General features: G+C 72.1%; 16 protein-coding genes. 10 read left to right on the forward strand and 6 right to left on the reverse strand.

Annotated features, from left to right (window positions below; genetic code table 11):
• Positions 1-130: 130 nt before the first annotated feature.
• From ABGA98_RS33755 to ABGA98_RS33765, 3 genes are read right to left on the reverse strand one after another with little or no spacing between them, the layout of a single operon-like run.
• Positions 131-1351 (reverse strand): GDSL-type esterase/lipase family protein, encoded by a 1221-nt coding sequence (locus ABGA98_RS33755; protein WP_347622472.1) that lies wholly within the window; start codon positions 1349-1351, stop codon positions 131-133.
• Entirely contained in the window at positions 1348-4047 is a 2700-nt protein-coding gene (locus ABGA98_RS33760) for a family 78 glycoside hydrolase catalytic domain (RefSeq protein WP_347622473.1), read from the reverse strand. Before ABGA98_RS33760 ends, ABGA98_RS33755 begins: the two co-directional genes overlap by 4 nt.
• A gap of 5 nt (positions 4048-4052) precedes the next feature.
• A complete protein-coding gene (locus ABGA98_RS33765; RefSeq protein ID WP_347622474.1) occupies positions 4053-5771 on the reverse strand; it encodes a hypothetical protein in 1719 nt (572 codons plus the stop codon).
• A gap of 138 nt (positions 5772-5909) precedes the next feature.
• Between ABGA98_RS33765 and ABGA98_RS33770 the strand changes: the two genes are divergently transcribed.
• From ABGA98_RS33770 to egtE, 8 genes are all read left to right on the forward strand, one after another.
• Entirely contained in the window at positions 5910-7787 is a 1878-nt protein-coding gene (locus ABGA98_RS33770; RefSeq protein WP_347622475.1) for a beta-L-arabinofuranosidase domain-containing protein, read from the forward strand.
• A 215-nt stretch (positions 7788-8002) separates the two neighbouring features.
• Positions 8003-8653: a sigma-70 family RNA polymerase sigma factor gene (locus ABGA98_RS33775; protein WP_347622476.1), complete on the forward strand. Its 651-nt coding sequence runs from the start codon at positions 8003-8005 to the stop codon at positions 8651-8653.
• A gap of 41 nt (positions 8654-8694) precedes the next feature.
• Positions 8695-8934, forward strand: a complete 240-nt coding sequence (locus ABGA98_RS33780; RefSeq protein WP_347622477.1) for a zf-HC2 domain-containing protein — start codon at positions 8695-8697, stop codon at positions 8932-8934.
• Between the two features lie 67 nt (positions 8935-9001).
• Entirely contained in the window at positions 9002-10264 is a 1263-nt protein-coding gene (gene egtA / locus ABGA98_RS33785; RefSeq protein ID WP_347622478.1) for an ergothioneine biosynthesis glutamate--cysteine ligase EgtA, read from the forward strand.
• A complete protein-coding gene (egtB, locus tag ABGA98_RS33790) occupies positions 10261-11556 on the forward strand; it encodes an ergothioneine biosynthesis protein EgtB (RefSeq protein WP_347622479.1) in 1296 nt (431 codons plus the stop codon). Before egtA ends, egtB begins: the two co-directional genes overlap by 4 nt.
• On the forward strand, positions 11556-12263 hold the full coding sequence (egtC, locus tag ABGA98_RS33795) for an ergothioneine biosynthesis protein EgtC (protein WP_347622480.1): 708 nt from the start codon (positions 11556-11558) through the stop codon (positions 12261-12263). The genes egtB and egtC overlap by 1 nt, the downstream gene beginning before the upstream one ends.
• Before the next feature lie 48 nt (positions 12264-12311).
• Positions 12312-13265 (forward strand): L-histidine N(alpha)-methyltransferase, encoded by a 954-nt coding sequence (egtD, locus tag ABGA98_RS33800; protein WP_347622645.1) that lies wholly within the window; start codon positions 12312-12314, stop codon positions 13263-13265.
• Complete coding sequence (gene egtE, locus ABGA98_RS33805) at positions 13262-14476, forward strand: ergothioneine biosynthesis PLP-dependent enzyme EgtE (protein ID WP_347622481.1); 1215 nt, start codon at positions 13262-13264, stop codon at positions 14474-14476. The genes egtD and egtE overlap by 4 nt, the downstream gene beginning before the upstream one ends.
• On the opposite strand, the gene ABGA98_RS33810 is transcribed toward egtE, so the two are convergent.
• Together ABGA98_RS33810 and ABGA98_RS33815 are read right to left on the reverse strand one after the other, a co-directional pair.
• Positions 14436-15311: a DUF3037 domain-containing protein gene (locus ABGA98_RS33810; RefSeq protein ID WP_347622482.1), complete on the reverse strand. Its 876-nt coding sequence runs from the start codon at positions 15309-15311 to the stop codon at positions 14436-14438. The genes egtE and ABGA98_RS33810 overlap by 41 nt on opposite strands.
• A 5-nt stretch (positions 15312-15316) precedes the next feature.
• Positions 15317-15964 (reverse strand): hypothetical protein, encoded by a 648-nt coding sequence (locus ABGA98_RS33815; RefSeq protein WP_347622483.1) that lies wholly within the window; start codon positions 15962-15964, stop codon positions 15317-15319.
• A 331-nt stretch (positions 15965-16295) separates the two neighbouring features.
• On the opposite strand from ABGA98_RS33815, the gene ABGA98_RS33820 reads away from it, so the two are divergent.
• Positions 16296-16817: a hemerythrin domain-containing protein gene (locus ABGA98_RS33820; RefSeq protein WP_347622484.1), complete on the forward strand. Its 522-nt coding sequence runs from the start codon at positions 16296-16298 to the stop codon at positions 16815-16817.
• Between the two features lie 204 nt (positions 16818-17021).
• On the forward strand, positions 17022-17942 hold the full coding sequence (locus ABGA98_RS33825) for a serine hydrolase domain-containing protein (RefSeq protein ID WP_347622485.1): 921 nt from the start codon (positions 17022-17024) through the stop codon (positions 17940-17942).
• Between the two features lie 19 nt (positions 17943-17961).
• Here the strand turns inward: ABGA98_RS33825 and ABGA98_RS33830 are convergent, their stop codons facing one another.
• Positions 17962-18222, reverse strand: coding sequence for a GntR family transcriptional regulator (locus ABGA98_RS33830; protein ID WP_347622486.1), 261 nt, complete (start codon positions 18220-18222; stop codon positions 17962-17964).
• Positions 18223-18234 lie beyond the last annotated feature (12 nt).

Below are 18234 nucleotides of genomic sequence, written 5' to 3' on the forward strand. Positions count from 1 at the left end.
GCCGCACCTGCCCCACGTCGGTATCGCGGCCGCCTTCGAAAGCTTGGCCCTGGTCACCCCGAACAAGCAGGATGGCGGCCGTCGCCATGTCGAGAGTGAGCGTCCAGCGGACTACGGCCGTCCAGGCCGATCAGCAGGACGTGCCGTGGACTCTTTTCAGCGGCGCCTCAGCCGCGGCGGCCATCGCCCGGTGGCCGGCCGCGCTCGGGTGGAGATGGTCGCCGCAGTCGTGGCAGGGGAGCAGGCGGGCAGGGTCGGCGGGGTCTCGGAGGGCGGTGTCGAAGTCGGCCACGCCGTCGAACGCGCCCCCGTGCCGGACGTACGCGTTGACCTGCTGCCGGGCCCGTTCCCCCTGCTCGGTGTGGTATTCCGCGCCCGCGTACGGCGTGAGCGTGCCGCCGATCACGCGGACCCCGGCGGCGCGGGCTGTCGCGGCGATGCGGGCGTACGCGGCGATGAGGTCGTCCGCCCGCGCGCCCGCCCCGAGGTCGTTGAGCCCGGCGAGCAGGATCACGGCGGCGATGCCGGGTTTGGTCAGGACCTCGGCGGTCAGGCGGGCCTCGGCGGGACGTCCGGTGCCCGCCGCCAGCACGCGCCCGCCGGAGACGCCCTCGTTGACCACGGCCAGCGCGGGAGACCCTGGTACAGCCAGGTCGGCGAGGAGGTCCACCCAGCCGTGGCCGGTCTCGGAGCCGACACCGGTGGCGATCGAGTCTCCCAGCACCGCCACGGTCGACACGGGGGTGGGCGCGGTGACCGTCAGCGCGTCCAGCCAGTGCCAGACCGCCACCTCCTCGGTGAACGCCCCCAAGCCCTCGTCGGCGGCGTGATCACCGGGGACCGACCGGTAAGCGGGGGCGGTGGCGGGTTCCCGCTCGGCGCACGGTGATTGGTGCGCGCACGTGGTGGCGGGTTTCAGCGCACCGCCCGTCAGCCGCTCCAGAGCGAAGCCGGGCGGCGGGTACGCGGGGGCGGTGGCGCGGTTGCGGCCCGTCAGGGTGCCCGCCTCGCCGCGTACATGGAGGCTGATGGCGAGGCGCCGACGGGCGCGCACCCGTACGGGGAGCGGGTCGCTGAGGGCCGTCGCGCCCGGCGCCACCGTCGCCTCGGGGCTCCCGCCGAACGTCAGCATCCGGTTCGACCCCGGCTCCAGCGCCGCCCCGGCCAGCGGGACGCCCACGTGGACGTGCCCGAACGTCACGGGCCGGTCCCCGAAGGCGTTGGTCAGCCGGACGCGCAGGCCGCTCCCGCCCACGGTGGTCCGCACGATGTTGCGCACGGTCAGGTCACGCAGGCCGCCGCCGAGGCGTTCCGCGGCGGCGGCCCACGTGGTCACCGGCCGGTACGTCACCGTCCCCACGACGCGGTGAACGTGTACCGGCCGGAGCCGACCCGGCACACCGAAGCGGCCCCGGTCGACTCGATCACGTCGATCCCCGCGGTGGCAAGCGGCGTGCCGGACTCGCGGACCGACGACGGGTCCGTGGTGGGCACGTGGACGGTGGCGAGCGCGCCCGGCGGGACGCGCACCTCCAGCGTCAGCTCGCCGCCGGAGATCTCCCACCGGCTGCTCAGGCGCCCCAGCGGCGTGTCGTACGCCGCGGCCGCCCACCGCAGCCGGCCCCCGGGCAGCGGCCGGATGAGCGGCCGCCGGTATCCCACCGAGTCCTCCTCCTGCCCGATCCCCGCCACCCCGCTGTACAGCCACTCGCCCACCGAGCCGAGCGCGTAGTGGTTGAAGGAGTTCATGGCGACGGGCCCGAAGCCGTTCTCCTCCGTCCAGCCGTCCCACCGCTCCCAGATCGTGGTGGCCCCGCGCTTGATGGAGTAGCCCCAGGACGGGTAGCGGTCGTCGTGCAGCAGGTCGTAGGCGAGGTCGTGGTGCCCGTACGCGGACAGGACGGGCCCCAGCAGCCCCACGCCGGCGAACCCGGTGGTCAGCCGCCGCCCCCGCCGCTCCAGGTCGGCCACCAGGTGCCCCACGGCCGCGGGAACCAGGTCGTCGGGGACGAGCCCGTGCGCGAGCGCCAGCAGGTATCCCGTCTGCGTGTCGCCCGAGACCCGCCCGTCGGCGGAGACGAACTCGCCTGCGAACGCCTCCCCGATCCGCGCCCGCAGCCCCGCGTACCGTTCGGCGACGTCCGCGTGACCCAGCACGGAGGCGGCCCGGGCGGTGAGGCCGGCGCTCAGCGCGAAGTACGCGGTGGCCATCACGTCGCGGGAGGTCCGCACGCCCGCCTGCAGCCAGTCGCCGTAGTGGCTGCCCACCCGGTTGCGCCAGATCAGGTCGGGGTTGTGGCGTTCGACGTGGTCGACCCACCGGCGCATGCTGGGCAGGCTGTCGCGCAGGATCCGCTCGTCGCCGTAGACGCGGTAGAGGTGCCACGGCACGACGGTGGCGGCGTCGCCCCAGCCGGGGGCGCCGTGCCGCTCCGTCATCACGTGCGGCACCACGTCGGGCACCGCGCCCTCGGCGGTCTGCGCGCAGCGCAGGTCGGCCAGCCAGCCGGTGAAGAACGCGGCCACGTCGGCGTTGTAGCAGGCGGTGGGCAGGAACACCTGCGCGTCGGCGGTCCAGCCGAGCCGCTCGTCCCGCTGCGGGCAGTCGGTCGGCACGGACACGAAGTTGCCCCGCTGGCTCCACCGGATGTTGCTCGTCAGCCGCCGCGCCATGTCGTCGGAGCAGGAGAACTCGCCGGCGACCGGCGTGTCCGAGTGCATGGCCCGGCCGACCAGGTCGACGTCGGCGTGCCCGGTGACCTCCACGTAGCGGAAGCCGTGGACGGTGAAGCGCGGCTCGAACGTCTCCTCGGGCCGCCCCGCGGCCACGTAGTGGTCGGTCGCCTCGGCCGAGCGCAGGTTGGCGGTGTAGAGGCCGCCGCCGTCGTCGAGCGTCTCGCCGTGGCGCAGCGTGACGCGGGTGCCGGCCGGGGCGCCGCGCAGTGTCAGCCGCACCCGGCCGGCGATGTTCTGCCCCAGGTCGACGATGGTACGGCCGTCGCCGTTCCGCCGGGTCTCGACGGGCACGAGGTCCTCGGTGACGCGCACGGGCTCGGCCGCGGCGGGCACGAGGACGTCGTGGCGGGTGTCGACGACGCGGGCGGGGGCCCACGACGAGTCGTCGAAGCCGGGCAGGTCCCAGCCGGGCTGCTCCAGGCGGGCGTCGTACCACTCGCCCATCAGCAGGTCGGCGTAGCGCAGCGGCCCGGTGCTCTCCCGCCAGCTCCCGTCGGTGCCGACGACCGTGCGCGAGCCGTCGGCGTGGTCGGCCACGAGCTGGACGAGCAGCTCGGGACGTCTGCCGTAGCGCTGGGCCTGCTGCCGGCCGTCCCAGCCGAGGCTGCCCGACCACCAGCCGTCCGCGAGCACCGCCCCCACGCAGGCGGGCCCGTCGCCGATCAGGCCGGTGACGTCGTACACCTGGTACGGGACGCGGTAGCGGTAGTCGGTCCAGCCGGGGGTCAGCTCGCCGTCGCCCACGCGGTGGCCGTTGACGCGCAGCTCGTACAGGCCGCGGGCGGTGCACGCGACGCGTACGGCGGTCACCGGCGACAGGTCGACGACGCGCCGGAAGTAGCGGGGCGCGGGCAGCGACCCGGTGCGTACGCTGCGGGGCTCGCGGTCGTCGGCGGGCGGTTCGAACGGGGGCAGGGTCTCCGGGTCGTGGCCGATCCAGGCGGCCGCCCACTCGTCCGGGTGCAGCACGCCGGTGCCGAACCACGACTCGGCCGCCGCCGTCTCACCATCCGCGGAGCGGACCTGGACCTGCCAGGTGTAACGGGCGAACGACGTCAGTGGTGCGCCTCCGTAGCAGGTGCTGGTGTCCTCGCCGTCGATCCAGCCGCTGTCCCAGGCCGGAGCGCCGTCGGCGCGGACCGTGATCCGGTACGCGGCCTGCGCGTCGCCGCGCCGGTCGGAGGCCAGCCGCCAGCTCAGCCTGGGCGCGCGGATGGCGATGCCCTGCGGGGTGGCGAGGTGCTCGCAGCGCAGGTCGTACGGGTGCAGCGCGCCCCCGGCGGGAGCGGGGGGAAGGGACCATCCGCTCATGGCGCTCACCAGGCCCATTCCGTGGCCGGCCGGGCCAGCGTGTAGTCGCGCCGTGGCGCGGTGGGGTGGATCTTGCGCCCGCTGTACATCGGCCGGGCGGTGCCCTCGGGGCTGATGCCGATCACGTCGTCGCCGCGCCAGCGCACCTGGAACTCCCGGCCGGAGGCGACCTCCGTGCTCGTCGACTCGGGCACGGGGAACGTGACGGTGATCCGCTCGCCCCGCCTGGGCGCGCGGACGGACAGGTAGCCGTCGGGCGCCCACGCCCCCGTCTCCGTGCCGCCGAACCCGTCGCCGTCGCGGGTCACGCGCACCTTGGCGTACCCGGCCCATTCGGGCACCCGCATCCGCAGCTCGCGCAGGTCCTGGTGCACGTCGAGGTCGACGCGGCCCTCGTGGGGGAGGTGGCTGAGCACGGTGACCCGCTCGGTGGCCCGGGTGAGCAGCAGGTTGACCCGCACGTCACGGTCGTCGCCGGTGACGATGGAGTTCCACCCCCAGAACAGCCCGCGCAGGCCGGAGCCGACGCAGCACGCCTGCACGTCGGCGGTGTGCCCGCGGCCCAGCTCGATGTCGCAGACGTAGTCGTTGGGCGCGCCGTACCCGGCGAAGGCGCCGCGCACCCGCTCGCCCACCCGCACGTGCGTCACCCAGCCGGGCTCGTCGCCCGAGGTGTCGGGGGCCGACTCGACCCAGCTCAGGTCGAGCAGCTGGGACTCGACGAGGTGGTTGCGCAGGAACCGCTCCACCACGCCCCAGTAGGCGGTGTGCCCGGACCGGGCGAGCGTGACGCCGGTGCCGATCAGGTCGACCAGGGAGCAGCTCTCGTGCTCGTAGCGCTGGCCTTCGAGGTCGCCGGGCGTCCAGCCGAACCGGGTGGCCTGGGTGAGCGCCCAGTCGTAGGAGCGGCGTACGAACGCGGTCAGCTCGTGGTCGCCGGTGTGGCGGGCGTAGCGGGCCAGCCCTTCGAGGGTGCCGAGGCGGGTGTGGAAGTGGCCGCTGCGGTAGGCGCGGGCGGCGTTGAAGCTGCCGTCCTCGTGGTAGACGCCGCTCTTGTGCACGATCAGCCGGGCGAACCAGCCGCACAACTCCAGCGCGTCCTCGTTGCCGGTCGCCTGGTGGTAGCGGAGCAGCGGCATGATCAGCCGGCCGCTGAACGACGCCGGGTCGGGGGCCAGGTGCAGCGCGATGGCGTTCGGGGACGGCCAGCCGTCGGGGGTGTACTCGGAGGCGGGGTAGAACCAGACGTCCCGCTCCTTGATCGCGATCCGTTTGAGCGCGGCCACGTGCCGGTCGGCCAGTTCCTTGGCCCTGGGGTCGCCGTCGGAGACGTACCACGTGGTGAGTGACAGGAGGACGGCCCGCTGGTCGATGAGGTTGGCGTTCGGGGCCCAGCCCGCGTCGGGGCGGGCCCGCCGGTAGCTCAGCCCGTCGGGGCCGAAGAAGCTCGTCAGCCGCCGCCTGAAGCCGTCCTCGACCTCCCGCCAGGTGTCCTTGCCCGTCATGTGCCTGGCGAGCAGGCACGCGTCGAGCAGCCGGCCGTGGCTGGAGCCGTAGTCCCAGTCGCCGTGCCGCAGTGCCGCGGGCCGGGCGAGCAGGTCGGCGCTGAAGTACGGAATGCCGTCCATGCCCGTGTCCGGGTCCGTGTCGGGCAGTCCGGCCACCGCGTTCATCGCCAGCTCGGCCCGCTCTTCGAGCAGCACGGTGTCGGGGATCTCTGACATGGCCATCCCTTCGTCGCACATAAATATTCAAGTGTGCATATATGTCACATTCAGCCTGCTTCGCCGGTTGACTCGCGTCAAGGTGTGCATAAATATTCGTCTCTTGTTGGATATGTAGCGCTGAGGGAGGATGGTGGCATGAACGTTGATCCGGTGGTGCGGCCAGGTGCTGGTGCGGCGGTGACCCTGCGGCCCGTGACGGGAGCCCGCCTCCAGGACGGGTTCTGGGGGGCGAGGCAGCGGGTCAACCGCGAGGTGACGATCCCGCTGGGCGGCGAGCGGGTGCGCGAGTCCGGCGCCTTCGACAACCTGCGGCAGGCCGCCCGCGGCGCCGGAGAACACCGGGGGAAGATCTTCGCCGACTCCGACGTCTACAAGTGGCTGGAGGCCCTGGCCTGGGAGCGGGGCAGGCACGAGGACGACGGCCTCGCCCGGTCGTACGCGCAGGCGTCGGAGCTGGTCGCCGCCGCGCAGTGCGCCGACGGCTACCTCCACACGCACACCCAGCTCACCGGCCGGCGACGCTATTCCGACCTGGCCTCCAGCCATGAGCTCTACTGCGCGGGCCACCTCATGCAGGCCGCCGTCGCGGGCCGGCGCGCCACCGGCGACGAGACGTTGCTGCGGGTCGCCGCCCGCTTCGCCGACCACCTGGCCAAGGACCTCCCCGCCGACGCGCTCGACGGGCACCCCGAGGTCGAGATGGGCCTGGCCGAGCTGCACCGCGAGACCGGCGCGCCCGCGTACCTCGATCTCGCCGCCCGCCAGGTGGCCGCGAGGGGCCGCTCGCTCATCCAGCTCAAGGGCCACCACGGCCCCGGCTACCGGCAGGACCGCGTGCCGGTCGCCGAGGCCACCACGGTCGAGGGGCACGCGGTGCGCGCGATGTACCTCGCCGCGGGGGCGACCGACGTCGCCGTCGAGACCTCCGACCTCGACCTGCTCGCCGCCCTCCACCGGCAGTGGCGCGACATGGTGGCCACCAAGACCTACCTGACCGGCGGTCTCGGCTCCAACTGGTACGGCGAGGCGTTCGGCGGCCACCACGAGCTGGCGCCCGACACCGCGTACTGCGAGACCTGCGCGGCGATCGGCAGCATCCAGTGGTCGTGGCGGATGTTGCTGGCGACCGGCGACGCCGCGTTCGGCGACCTCATCGAGCGCACCCTTTACAACGCCGTGCTGCCCGGCGTCTCGCTCGACGGCGAGCACTTCTTCTACGTCAACGCGCTGCGCGTGCGCGCGGGCGCGGACCCCGACGACCTGCGCGCCCCCGCCCGGGGCCGGCAGGGATGGTACGGCACCGCCTGCTGCCCGCCGAACGTGATGCGCCTGTTCTCCTCCCTCGACCACTACCTGGCCACCGGCGACGGCGACGGCGTCCAGCTCCACCTGTACGCGCCCGGCACCGTTCGCGCCGGCGGCGTGCTGCTGGAGGTGGAGACCGGCTACCCGTGGACCGGCCGCGTCGAGATCGTGGTCAGGGAGACCCCCGATCAGCCATGGACCCTGTCGGCCCGCATCCCCGCCTGGGCCGACGCGGCCGGGATGGACGGGCGGCCGGCCGAGCCTGGCGGCTACCACCGCGTGCGCAGGACGTGGCGGCCGGGCGACCGGGTCGTGCTGGACCTCGGGATCCGGCCCCGGCTGACGGCCGCCGTGCCCCGGCTCGACGTCGCCCGCGGCCAGGTCGCGGTCGAGCGCGGGCCGCTGGTCTACTGCCTGGAGCAGGCCGACCACCCGGGCGTGATCGTCGACGACCTGTGCCTGGCCGCGGCGGACCTGCGCGACGCGTGCGCGGTCGCCGGCCTGCCCGCCGACGTGGTGCCGGTCACCGCGCGCGGCCGGGTCCACGTGCACCGGGAGGACGACGGCGGTTTCCCCTACCGCACCGCCGTCGCCCCCCAGGACCCGGAGCACGAGGGCCCGGCCGATCTGACGTTCGTCCCGTACTACGCGTGGGCCAACCGCGGCGCCGGGCCGATGACGGTCTGGACGCCCATGCACCGGGCCTGACCCGCGTGCCGCGAGCGCGTCCGGCCGGACGCGCTTTCCCCGCACGGCCGGCTCAGGCAAAGGAAACGTCATGATCTGTGATCACAGGTGGAAAACGGGTATGTCGTAGCGGCCGTTCGCGTCCGACGTCGATCCCGAAAGCGGAGGCGACCCCGATGGAAGCGGTGGACGGCGGGATGTGATGATGTCCCCAACGCTACGGGGAGGAAGCGATCGTGGGGTCCCTCGCGGGCAGCGGGCTGCCCCCGGATGACGTCGTCGTCTCCGCTCTGCGGGCGGGCGACGAGGAGATGTTCGCGACGCTGCTCGACACCTGGGCGCGCGGCATGTTGCGGGTGGCCCGCTCCTACGTCTCCACCGACGACTCCGCGGAAGAGGTCGTCCAGGACACGTGGCTTGCGGTGATCGGCGCCATCGACGGTTTCGAGGGCCGCTCGTCCGTGAAGACCTGGGTCTACCGCATCCTCGTGAACACGGCGAAGAAGCGCAGCGTGCGCGAGAGCCGTACACTGCCGTGGAGCGCCTTCGAGCGGGACGCCGGCCCGGCCGTCGATCCCGCCCGGTTCAACGGGATCGACGCGGCCCTGCCGGGCAACTGGAAGGAGGCACCCGCGGCCTGGCCGACGCCCGAAGGGCAGGCGCTCGCCGCGGAGGTGCGGGGCCTGATCGGCGAGGCGCTGGCGACGTTGCCCCCACGGCAGCGCATCGTGATCACGCTGCGCGACGTGGAGGGATGCACCTCCGAGGAGGTGTGCGAGATCCTGGAGATCTCCGCCGTCAACCAGCGGGTGCTGCTGCATCGAGCCCGTGCGGCGGTCCGCGAGCTGTTGGAGAGTTACTTCGAGTCGGTGAAGCAGCCAGAATAGGTGAAACGGTTCAATAGGCAGAGGGTAAGGCGGTCAACGTCGTGAAGCGGTTCACGTGCGGCGAACTGGTGGAATCCATCACCGCTTACCTCGACGACGCCCTCGACCCGCCCGCCCGCGCCGGATTCGAGACCCACGCGGCCTGCTGCGACGACTGCCGGCGCTACGTCCACCAGTTCCGCGTCACCATCCGGGCGGTCGGCGACCAGCCCCCGGAGAAGTTGTCGGGCCGCACGCGCGAGCGGCTGATGTCCGCCTTCAAGCAGCGGCGACAATCCTGACAATTCCCCCGTAACGCTCGCGCGGCCGGCGGCTCTATAGAGCCATGTGCCACGCGAGGGCAGGACGATGATCGGGCTCACGGCCGAGGGCTCGCCGCTGAGAGACGCCTCGGAGGTCGGAGACTACGCGCACCGGTGCTTCCGCTCCACCGGTGACGACCGGGTGGGCGTGGAGCTGGAGTTCCTCGTCTTCGACCGCACGTCGGCCACCCGCCACGTCCCGATGGACAGGGTCGAGCGGGCGCTGCCGCCACTGCCCGGCGGGAGCCGGGTCACCTTCGAACCGGGCGGCCAGCTGGAGCTGTCCGGCCCGGCCGGCTCGCTGACCGGCGCGATCGACGGCCTCACCGCCGACGTGGCCGCCGTCCGCCAGGCCCTGGCGCGCGACGGCATGGTGCTGGCGGGCGTGGGCCTCGACCCGGTACGCCCGGCGGTGCGGCAGTTACAGCAGCCACGCTACGACGCGATGGCGGAGTTCCTCGGCCGGCCGTACGGCGCGCTGATGATGTGCTGCACGGCGTCCATCCAGGTCAACCTGGACCTGGGGGAGCGACCCCGCACGCGGTGGGAGCGGGCGCACCTGCTCGGCCCGGTGCTGACCGCCGCCTTCGCCAACTCGCCGCTGAGCCGGGGCCGGCCGTGCGGATGGATGTCAGGCCGCCAGGCCGTGTGGGAGCACCTCGACCCCACCAGGACGGCGCCCGTACCCGCGTCGGCCGACCCGGTGGCCGATTGGGCCCGCTACCTGCTCGACGCCCGCGTCATGCTGGTGCGGGAGGGCGAGGAACGCTGCCGCACGGTCCGCGACGGCTCGACCTTCCGCGACTGGCTGGGCTCGCGCGAGCGCCCGCCCACCGCCGAGGACCTGGCCTACCACGCCACCACGGTGTTCCCGCCCGTGCGGCCCAGGGGCTGGCTGGAGATCCGCTTCCTGGACGCGCAGCGTCCGGCGGACTGGCCCGTGTGCGTGGCCGTCACCCATGCCCTGATCAGCGACGACCGCGCCGCCGACGCCGCGCTCGCCGCCGTCGAGTCCTGCCTGGGACCCCGGTGGCGGCGCGGGTCCGGGGCGGAGCGCGCGACGTGGGCGGCGGCCGCGCGCCGCGGCCTGACCGACCCCCGGCTCGCCCGCGCCGCGGACGCCTGCTTCCGGGCCGCCATCGAGGCGCTGCCCCGCCTGGGCGCCACCCCCGCCCTGATCGGCGAGGTGGCGGCGTTCGCCGACCGGTACGTGACGACCGGCCGCTCCCCGGCGGCCGACCTGATGGATCTGGTGAGAGAACCGGGACGGCGCCTGCCGGCCTGGCTGACCGAAGAGGGACGAGGATGAGCGACTTCAAGGAACGCATCGCAAGCGATCTGCTCGCGGTGCGCAGCCGGTCCCTGACCTACACGGAGGCCGACGACGACCTGCTCGTACGCCAGCATTCACCGCTGATGTCGCCCCTGGTGTGGGACCTCGCGCACGTCGGCAACTACGAGGAACTGTGGGTGCTGCGCGAGGCCGGCGGCATCACCCCGCTCAGGCCCGAGATCGACGACATCTACGACGCCTTCAAGACCCCGCGCAAGGACCGCCCCAGCCTGCCCATCCTCGGACCGGCGGAGGCCCGCCGCTACATCGAGGGCGTGCGCGGCCGCGTCCTCGACGTCCTGGACGCCATCGACCTCGACGACCCCGCGCCGCTGCGCCGCGACGGCTTCGTCTTCGGCCTGGTCATCCAGCACGAGCACCAGCACGACGAGACCATGCTGGCCACGCTGCAACTGTCCAAGGAGCCCGGCCTGGTGCGCGACGGGCACCTGCCGCCGGCCCGCACCGCCGGACAGGACGAGGTGTACGTGCCCGCCGGCCCCTTCCTCATGGGCACCGACACCCAGCCGTGGGCCTACGACAACGAGCGCCCCGCCCACCGCGTCGACCTGCCCGGCTACTGGATCGACCGGCTGCCCGTCGGCAACGGCGCCTACGCCGCGTTCATCGAGGACGGCGGCTACCACGACCCCCGCTGGTGGACCGGGGAAGGCTGGGAGTGGCGGCAGCGGCAGGGCGTCTTCGCCCCGCTGTTCTGGACCAGGGACGGCGGCGCCTGGCACCGCACCCGCTTCGGCCGCACCGAGCCCGTGCCCATGGACGAGCCGGTGCAGCACGTGTCCTGGTACGAGGCCGACGCCTACGCCCGCTGGGCCGGCAAGCGGCTGCCCACCGAGGCCGAATGGGAGAAGGCCTGCGGCTGGGACCCCGAGGCGGGCCGGGCGCGGAAATACCCGTGGGGCGACCACGAACCCACCCCCGACCTGGCCAACCTCGGCCACCGCGCCGCCCGGCCCGCCCCGCTCGGCGCCTACCCGGCCGGCGCCGGCCCGTACGGGACCGAGCAGATGATCGGCGACGTGTGGGAGTGGACCGGCACGTGGTTCGACGGCTACCCGGGGTTCCGCAGCTTCCCGTACCGGGAGTACAGCGAGGTCTTCTTCGGCCGGGAGTACCGCGTGCTGCGCGGCGGCTCGTGGGCGGCCGACCCGGCGGCGATCCGCACCACGTTCAGGAACTGGGACTACCCGATCCGCCGGCAGATCTTCACCGGCTTCCGCTGCGCCCGTGACGCGGAGCGGGCCTAGTGTGCCGGCACGCGGCCTGGCTCGGCGCCCCCCGCGCCCTGGCCACGCTGATCCAGGAGCCCGAGCACGGCCTGCTCGCCCAGTCGTACGCGCCCCGGCGGCAGCGCCACGGCACGGTCAACGCCGACGGCTTCGGCATGGGCTGGTACGACCCCGCCCGCGCCGAGCCCGTCCGCTACCGGCGCGCCATCCCCATGTGGGCCGACGCCAACCTGCCCGCGCTCGCCCAGGTCGCCCGCTCGGGCTGCCTGCTGGGAGCGGTACGGTGCGCCACCGTCGGCATGCCGGTCGAGGAGAGCGCCACCGCGCCGTTCGCCGACGGCCGGTGGATGCTCAGCCACAACGGCCGCGTCGAACGGGACGCGGTCAGGGCGCTCGCGGACGGCGCCGAGAGCGCCTGCGACTCCGCCTGGCTCGCCGCCGCCGTCTTCCAGCGGCTGCGCGCCGACCCCGACCTCGGGGAGGCCCTCGCCGAGGTCGTCGCCCACGCCGGGGAGAAGGACCCCGGCGCCCGCCTCAACCTGCTCGCCTGCGACGGCGCGTCCATCGCCGCGACCGTCTGGGGCGACACGCTCTTCGTCCACCGTCACCAGGACGGCGTGGTCGTGGCGAGCGAACCGCTCGACGACCTGCCCGGCTGGCAGGCCGTGCCGGACCGCAGCCTGCTGCTCGCCTCGTCCGAAGGCGTGCGCGTCCAGCCCATGTGACCCTTTCCTTGAGGAGGCACCGTGCCTGTCAGCCATTCGACCGTGCGCCTGATCAACCACCTCGACCTCGACTACCTGCGCTCCTCCCTCGAAAACGACGTCAGGGCCGGTCTGACGTCGACGCCGAAGTCCCTGCCGCCCAAATGGTTCTACGACGAGGCCGGCAGCGACCTGTTCTCGCAGATCACCCGGCTGCCCGAGTACTACCCGACCCGGCGCGAGCTGGCCATCCTGCGGGAACGAGCCGCCGAGCTCGCCGCCGCCAGCGGCGCCGACACGCTGGTCGAGCTGGGATCGGGCACCAGCGAGAAGACCGTGCTGCTGCTCGACGCCCTCACCGAGGCCGGGACGCTGCGCGGCTACACGCCGGTCGACGTCGACGCGGTCACACTGGCCGCGGCGGCGCAGCGGCTGGCCGAACGCCACCCCGGGCTCGCCGTACGCGCGGTGTGCGCCGACTTCGAACGCCACCTGCGGCTGCTGCCCCGCACCGGCCGGCGCATGGTGGCCTTCCTCGGCGGCACGGTCGGCAACCTCGAACCCGACGCCCGCCGGGTCTTCATGAAGGAACTGCGCGGCACGCTCCGCCCCGGCGACACGTTCCTGCTCGGGGCCGACCTGGTGAAGGACAGGAAGCGGCTGGTCGCCGCCTACGACGACGCGGCCGGGGTGACGGCCGCCTTCAACCGCAACGTGCTGCACGTGATCAACCGGGAGCTGGACGCCGACTTCGAGCCGGACGCGTTCGAACACGTCGCCCGCTACGACGAGGACAACGACTGGATCGAGATGCGGCTGCGGGCGTCCCGGGCCATGCGGGTGCACGTCGCGGCGCTCGACCTGGACGTGGACTTCGCCGAGGGGGAGGAGACGCGTACGGAGATCAGCGCCAAGTTCCGCCCCGACGGGCTGCGCGCCGAGCTGACCGCGGCCGGCTTCACCGTCAGCCGCTGGTTCACCGACCCCGACGGCGACTTCGGCCTGGTGCTGGCCGAGGCATGATCGGCCAGGCGGTGATCGGCCAGGCGGTGATCGGCCAGGCGTGGCGGGCGGCACGATCCGTCGTGCCGCCGAGCCATCTCGACGCGGCCGGCTGCAACGTGCCCGGCGACCGGGTGTTCGACGCGGTCGTCGGGCACCTGCGGCTCGAACGCGAGCGCGGCGGCTACGCGGCCGAGCCCGACCTCACGGGGGCGAAGTCGTCCCTGACCACCCTGATCGGCGCGGACGGCCGGGGAGGCGGGGACGGCGCGTCTCCCGGGGATGTGGCATTCGTGGAGAGCGGCACGGCGGCCATGGCGGCGTTGCTCGGCGGCTGGCGGCTCCCGCCGGGCAGCCGCGTCGGCTTCGCCCGCACGGAGTACGGCAGCACGCTGATGTTGCTGCGCCGCCTGGCCGCCGCCCGCTCATGGACGCTCGTCGAGCTGCCCGTGGACGCCGACTCCCGCCTCGACCTCGACGGCCTGGGATCCGCGCTGGCCGCGGGGCTGGACCTGGTCACCCTGGTCCACATCGCCTCCCACCGGGGCGTCGTCCAGCCCGCGCGGGAGGCCGGCGCGTTGTGCCGCGCCGCCGGGGTCCCGCTGGTGCTGGACGCCTGCCAGTCCTTCGGCCACACGGACGTGAGCGGGGTGGGCGCGGCCGCCTACGTGGGCACGTCCCGCAAGTGGCTCGCCGGCCCGCGCGGGGCCGGCTTCCTCATCGTCCCGGGACTCACGACGGAGATGCACGCCGCCGCCCCCGCGCTCGGCGGCCATGCGTGGGCGGACGGTGGTCCCGAGCCGCTGCCGGGGGCGATCCGCTACGAGGGCTCGGAGGGAGCGATCGCGTCCCGGGTGGGGCTCGGCGTCGCCGTACGGGAGTACCAGGAGCTCGGTCCCGCGGACCTGCACGCGCACGTGGCGGAGCTGGGCCGCACGGCCCGGCACCTCCTGCACGGCGCCGGCGGCTGGCAGGTGGCCGAGCCGCTCGACGAGCCCTCCGCCATCGTCACCCTCCGGCCTCCGGCGGGCGACTCGGTGGAGTCCGCGAGGGCCCGTGCCGCCCAGGCGGGACTGCTCGTGGGGGCCGCGCCCGTCGCCCGAGCGCCGCTGGACCTGCACGAGCCCGTGCTCCGCGTCTCGCCCGCCCCCGGCACGGAGCCTGAAACCCTGCACACGCTCGCCCGCGTCCTCAGCACACCGTACGGACCAGCCCGGCCGCCCGCCTGCTGACCGCCGCAACCTCTTCCACCGGTTGGACGTCGGCGTTGAGCATGCGAAACACCTGCTCTGCCTCTTCGTAGGCCGCTTCTTGCTCCGAGGTCTCAGGCGTGGCCACGACTATTTGCAGATCGACGTTCTTGGAGACCGAACTGAGCTGACCCTGAGCGTCGACCAGCCTGGCCTCATCGCCGCGACGCAACCGCTCCAGCGCGAAACCCCAGGCCTTGACCTGCGTGACCACCCGGTCAAGAGAGGTGACTCGGAACGACCATCCCTGTGCCAGCTGCACGACTCTTCCATTCGCGATGGCGATGTCCACGTTGGAATGCAGCCTGTCACCGATGAACACATCAGATCTGGGTCTGAGGAGATGAACGGGGATCTCCGCGGCTGCGTAAGCCTTGCGCAGATTCTCGATCACCTCACTCTTCCTGATCGTGACCGGCCGCTGCTGGGTGGCCGGGTCGATGATCATATGCTGGAAGATGACGTCCAGTGCCGCTTCCACCCGACCCGCAACAATCGGAGCCGGCGGGCTGAGCTGCACGATATTGCGATGATCATGATGGAGGCCGTACAACCATTGCTCGCTGATCGGCAGATCGTCGCTGCTTTCCATGGCTTCGCGAGCCTCGGCTATCTCACTGGTCACCCTGACGATGAAACGGTCAGCGACGTCGATGGCAGCACTCGGAGCGAACCTCTTGATGCGCTCGGTGTTACTCACTCTCCGCACGGCCCAGTCACCAGTCGTGGGGTCTCCGGCTATGGCGCCGACGTTGACGAACTCCCCGGTTCGCGGATCAGGGAGACAGCGAACGATGGAGTAGAGGTACTTGGCCACTGGGTTCACACTCCCTTCTGGACTAGTGATCGGAGGCGGCCTGCCACGGCGGGCGCCCGGTGCTCGAGGAACCAGCCGACAATGGCCAGAGCATCGTCACTCACTGGCCATGATGCTGGCACGACGCGCAGGAACTTGACGAGAGCATCACGGTCAATTTTCTCAAGCGCCTCGGCCACGTCGGTGACGGTCTCCGGATCAAGCCCGTCGGTGGCATCAGGCAAGGGGTTCGGTTCGTCGGCGCACTGTCTCAATATGTCTGTGTCGATGGACCCGAAGTGGGGCGGCAGGTAGAGCCCGTGATCGTGGGAGTAGATGGATCGATCCTGATCACGGTCGTACAGCCATTGCGGGTCGTCGCCGTAGCACCAGTCATAGAGAGCGTATACCCCAACGTGGCGGGAGCGATTGTGGTCCTGGTTGCGGTAGGCCAGGTGGTCACGCTGTTCTTCGGCATGCTGGATCGCCTTGCTCGCGTGGGCTATACCCGGTGACAAGGGAACCCCGGGGGCGATCTCGTAGCCGTCGAATTCAACCGGTATGCGGATCAACGTGCTCTCGCAGACCGGGGCACCGATGAGCTTGCCGGCCTGGCCCACGATGTACTCGACCGCCAGTGAGCCCCGCGCCCAGTCCCGTTTGCAGCCTTCCAAAGTTTTGATGAAGTAGTCGTGCCCGTCGTCGGCAAGACCACGGAAGGGACTTGCTCAGGTTTGTCCCCCCGGGGCGGTAACGGCGATGAGGCTTGGGCCTTGGTAATCATCGGTGCGTCCGCTGACCAGACCCTGCCAGTCAGCCCACACGACCACGACAGCCTCCACCCGATCGTCGCTGAATCCCCGCGTCAGTATAGGTAAATGAGGCTCGCATCCTGCGGGAATCTCGGCTGCTGGGTATCGATGGCCGCCGGTGGATCAACGCGGGTTCCGCCGCGCCTAATATTTCAGTGGAGACCAGGTGGAGCCGACCTGCCGGAGGAGAGGCATGCACGCGCGTTCTGAGAGGGGCGACCGTCTCACCGCTCTGGGCACGCAGCTGCTCGAGGTGCACATCTGGCTGCGCGAGATGCTGGACGACCTCCAGGACGGCATCGACGACTACTTCGACGGCAAAGGGCTGCCGCCCCGCGACCTACGCGCCCACTGCCTGTCGTTCTGCACGGCGCTGACCCGCCACCACGCCGGCGAGGACAAGGGCGCGTTTCCGGCGATCGCCGAAGAGTTCCCCGAGTTGCGCAAGGTGCTCTCCGACCTGCGCACCGACCACAACCAGATCGACTGGCTCATGGGAAACCTGCGCAAGCTTCTCGAATCGCTGCCCGAGCAGCCGGACCCGGCCACGGCCGTCAGGGTGCGCGAGGAGGTGGGGGCGTTGTCGGCGGTGATGCAGACGCACTTCATCTACGAGGAGAAGAAGCTGATCTCCGTGCTCAACTCGATGGACGTGCCCGAGTGGCGCGACCAGCGGCCCGACTTCCTGCTGACCGACGACGACGCCTGGACATGACAGGCCTGGCAGAGGAATTGCGGGAAACCCTCACCGAGACCACGGACGATCTACCGTGGTAGCACGCAGGCGCGCGTTGGCCGATACCTCGATCTTCATCGGCTTGGAAGCGGAGCGCCTTTCATGAGGCCTCGGCTGCGCGAACGAATGAGGGCCCTTGTCTCCGCAGCCGGCTACCGCAGCGACGAACCCATCGTCGTCGGCGTGCGGCGACACGACGAGCCGCCCGTCCTCAATGCTCAAGGGGTGACCGCCACCAACGAGCCGGTGACCGCCACGACGCGTGCCTACGCAGCGTCACTGTCGAAGCAGATGACCGCGGCCTGTGCGGCGCTGCTCGTCCAGCAGGGCGTACTCGACATGGAATCGCCCCTGTCCCGCTGGTTGCCCCGCCTGCCGGCGTGGGCTGCCACCGTCCAGCTGCGGCACCTCGTCTATCACACAGCGGCCCTGCCCGCCGACGCAAGAATCGATGCCCTCATGGCCGCCGGCGCCGACCGGACCACCCCGGGCGTCATCGGAGCACTCACCCGGTTCCCGGCCCTGGACCACCGGCCGGGCACCGTACACGTCTATTCCAACGCCGGATACGTCTGCCTCGCCGCGGTGGTGGAACGAGTGGCGGACACGGCGCTGCCCGACTTCGCCCAGCGCAGCCTCTTCGCACCGCTGGGGATGGCGGACACCCGCTACTGGTCGGGTCCTGGCCCAACGCCGCCGGGCGCCGCACCGCTCGTCCGTCCCCATCCCGCCCCGCTGTCCCTTGGCGACGGAGGGGTGTGGACGACGCTCAGCGATCTGCTGCGCTGGGGTCAGGCGCTCAACGCCGATGCGCTCGGCATCTCGGAGCTCATGCAGACCCCGGGACGTCTCGACGACGGAACACCGATCGGCTACGCCTGGGGGATTGGCGTCCGGTCACATGCCGGTCACCGCGTCTACCGGCACGGGGGAGGCTGGACCGGTCTGCGCGCCCTGCACGCCCGGGTGCCCGGCCTGGACGTGAGCGTGGCCCTCCTGGCGATCGACGACCATACCGAACGCCGGGTCCCGCTCATGGGCAGCCTGCTCGACGAGGTGATCAGAGCCATCGAGCCGGGTGCGCCCGCTCTCGTGCGGCCGTGACCGGTGGTTTTCGTACGGGTCAGCGCGGCGGGCGGTGGTCCTTGTGCACGACGACGGACCCCTTGCCGCGCCTGGTGACGATCAGGCCTTCTTCCCGAATGATTTCCATGGCGAGCCGCACAGTGCGCCTGGCGACGCCGAATTCTTGTTCCAGGGCCACTTCGGACAGCAGGGTTTGCGGCGGGTAGGCACCCGACCTGATCCGCTCGCCGAGGATTTGCGCGATCTGCTCGTATTTGTAGAGCGTCGCATCCCACTCGATGTGTCCATGGTCCGTCACATGCATAACGCT

Source organism: Nonomuraea sp. B1E8, from assembly GCF_039871515.1.
In the GTDB taxonomy this organism is placed as follows: domain Bacteria; phylum Actinomycetota; class Actinomycetes; order Streptosporangiales; family Streptosporangiaceae; genus Nonomuraea.

Coding starts and splice junctions, on each gene's coding strand:
- ABGA98_RS33760 (WP_347622473.1), bottom strand. CDS start 4,047: ATGAGCGGATGGTCCCTTCCCCCCGCTCCCGCCGGGGGCGCGCTGCAC.
- ABGA98_RS33765 (WP_347622474.1), bottom strand. CDS start 5,771: ATGTCAGAGATCCCCGACACCGTGCTGCTCGAAGAGCGGGCCGAGCTG.
- ABGA98_RS33770 (WP_347622475.1), top strand. CDS start 5,910: ATGAACGTTGATCCGGTGGTGCGGCCAGGTGCTGGTGCGGCGGTGACC.
- egtA (WP_347622478.1), top strand. CDS start 9,002: ATGATCGGGCTCACGGCCGAGGGCTCGCCGCTGAGAGACGCCTCGGAG.
- egtB (WP_347622479.1), top strand. CDS start 10,261: ATGAGCGACTTCAAGGAACGCATCGCAAGCGATCTGCTCGCGGTGCGC.
- egtE (WP_347622481.1), top strand. CDS start 13,262: ATGATCGGCCAGGCGGTGATCGGCCAGGCGGTGATCGGCCAGGCGTGG.
- ABGA98_RS33820 (WP_347622484.1), top strand. CDS start 16,296: ATGCACGCGCGTTCTGAGAGGGGCGACCGTCTCACCGCTCTGGGCACG.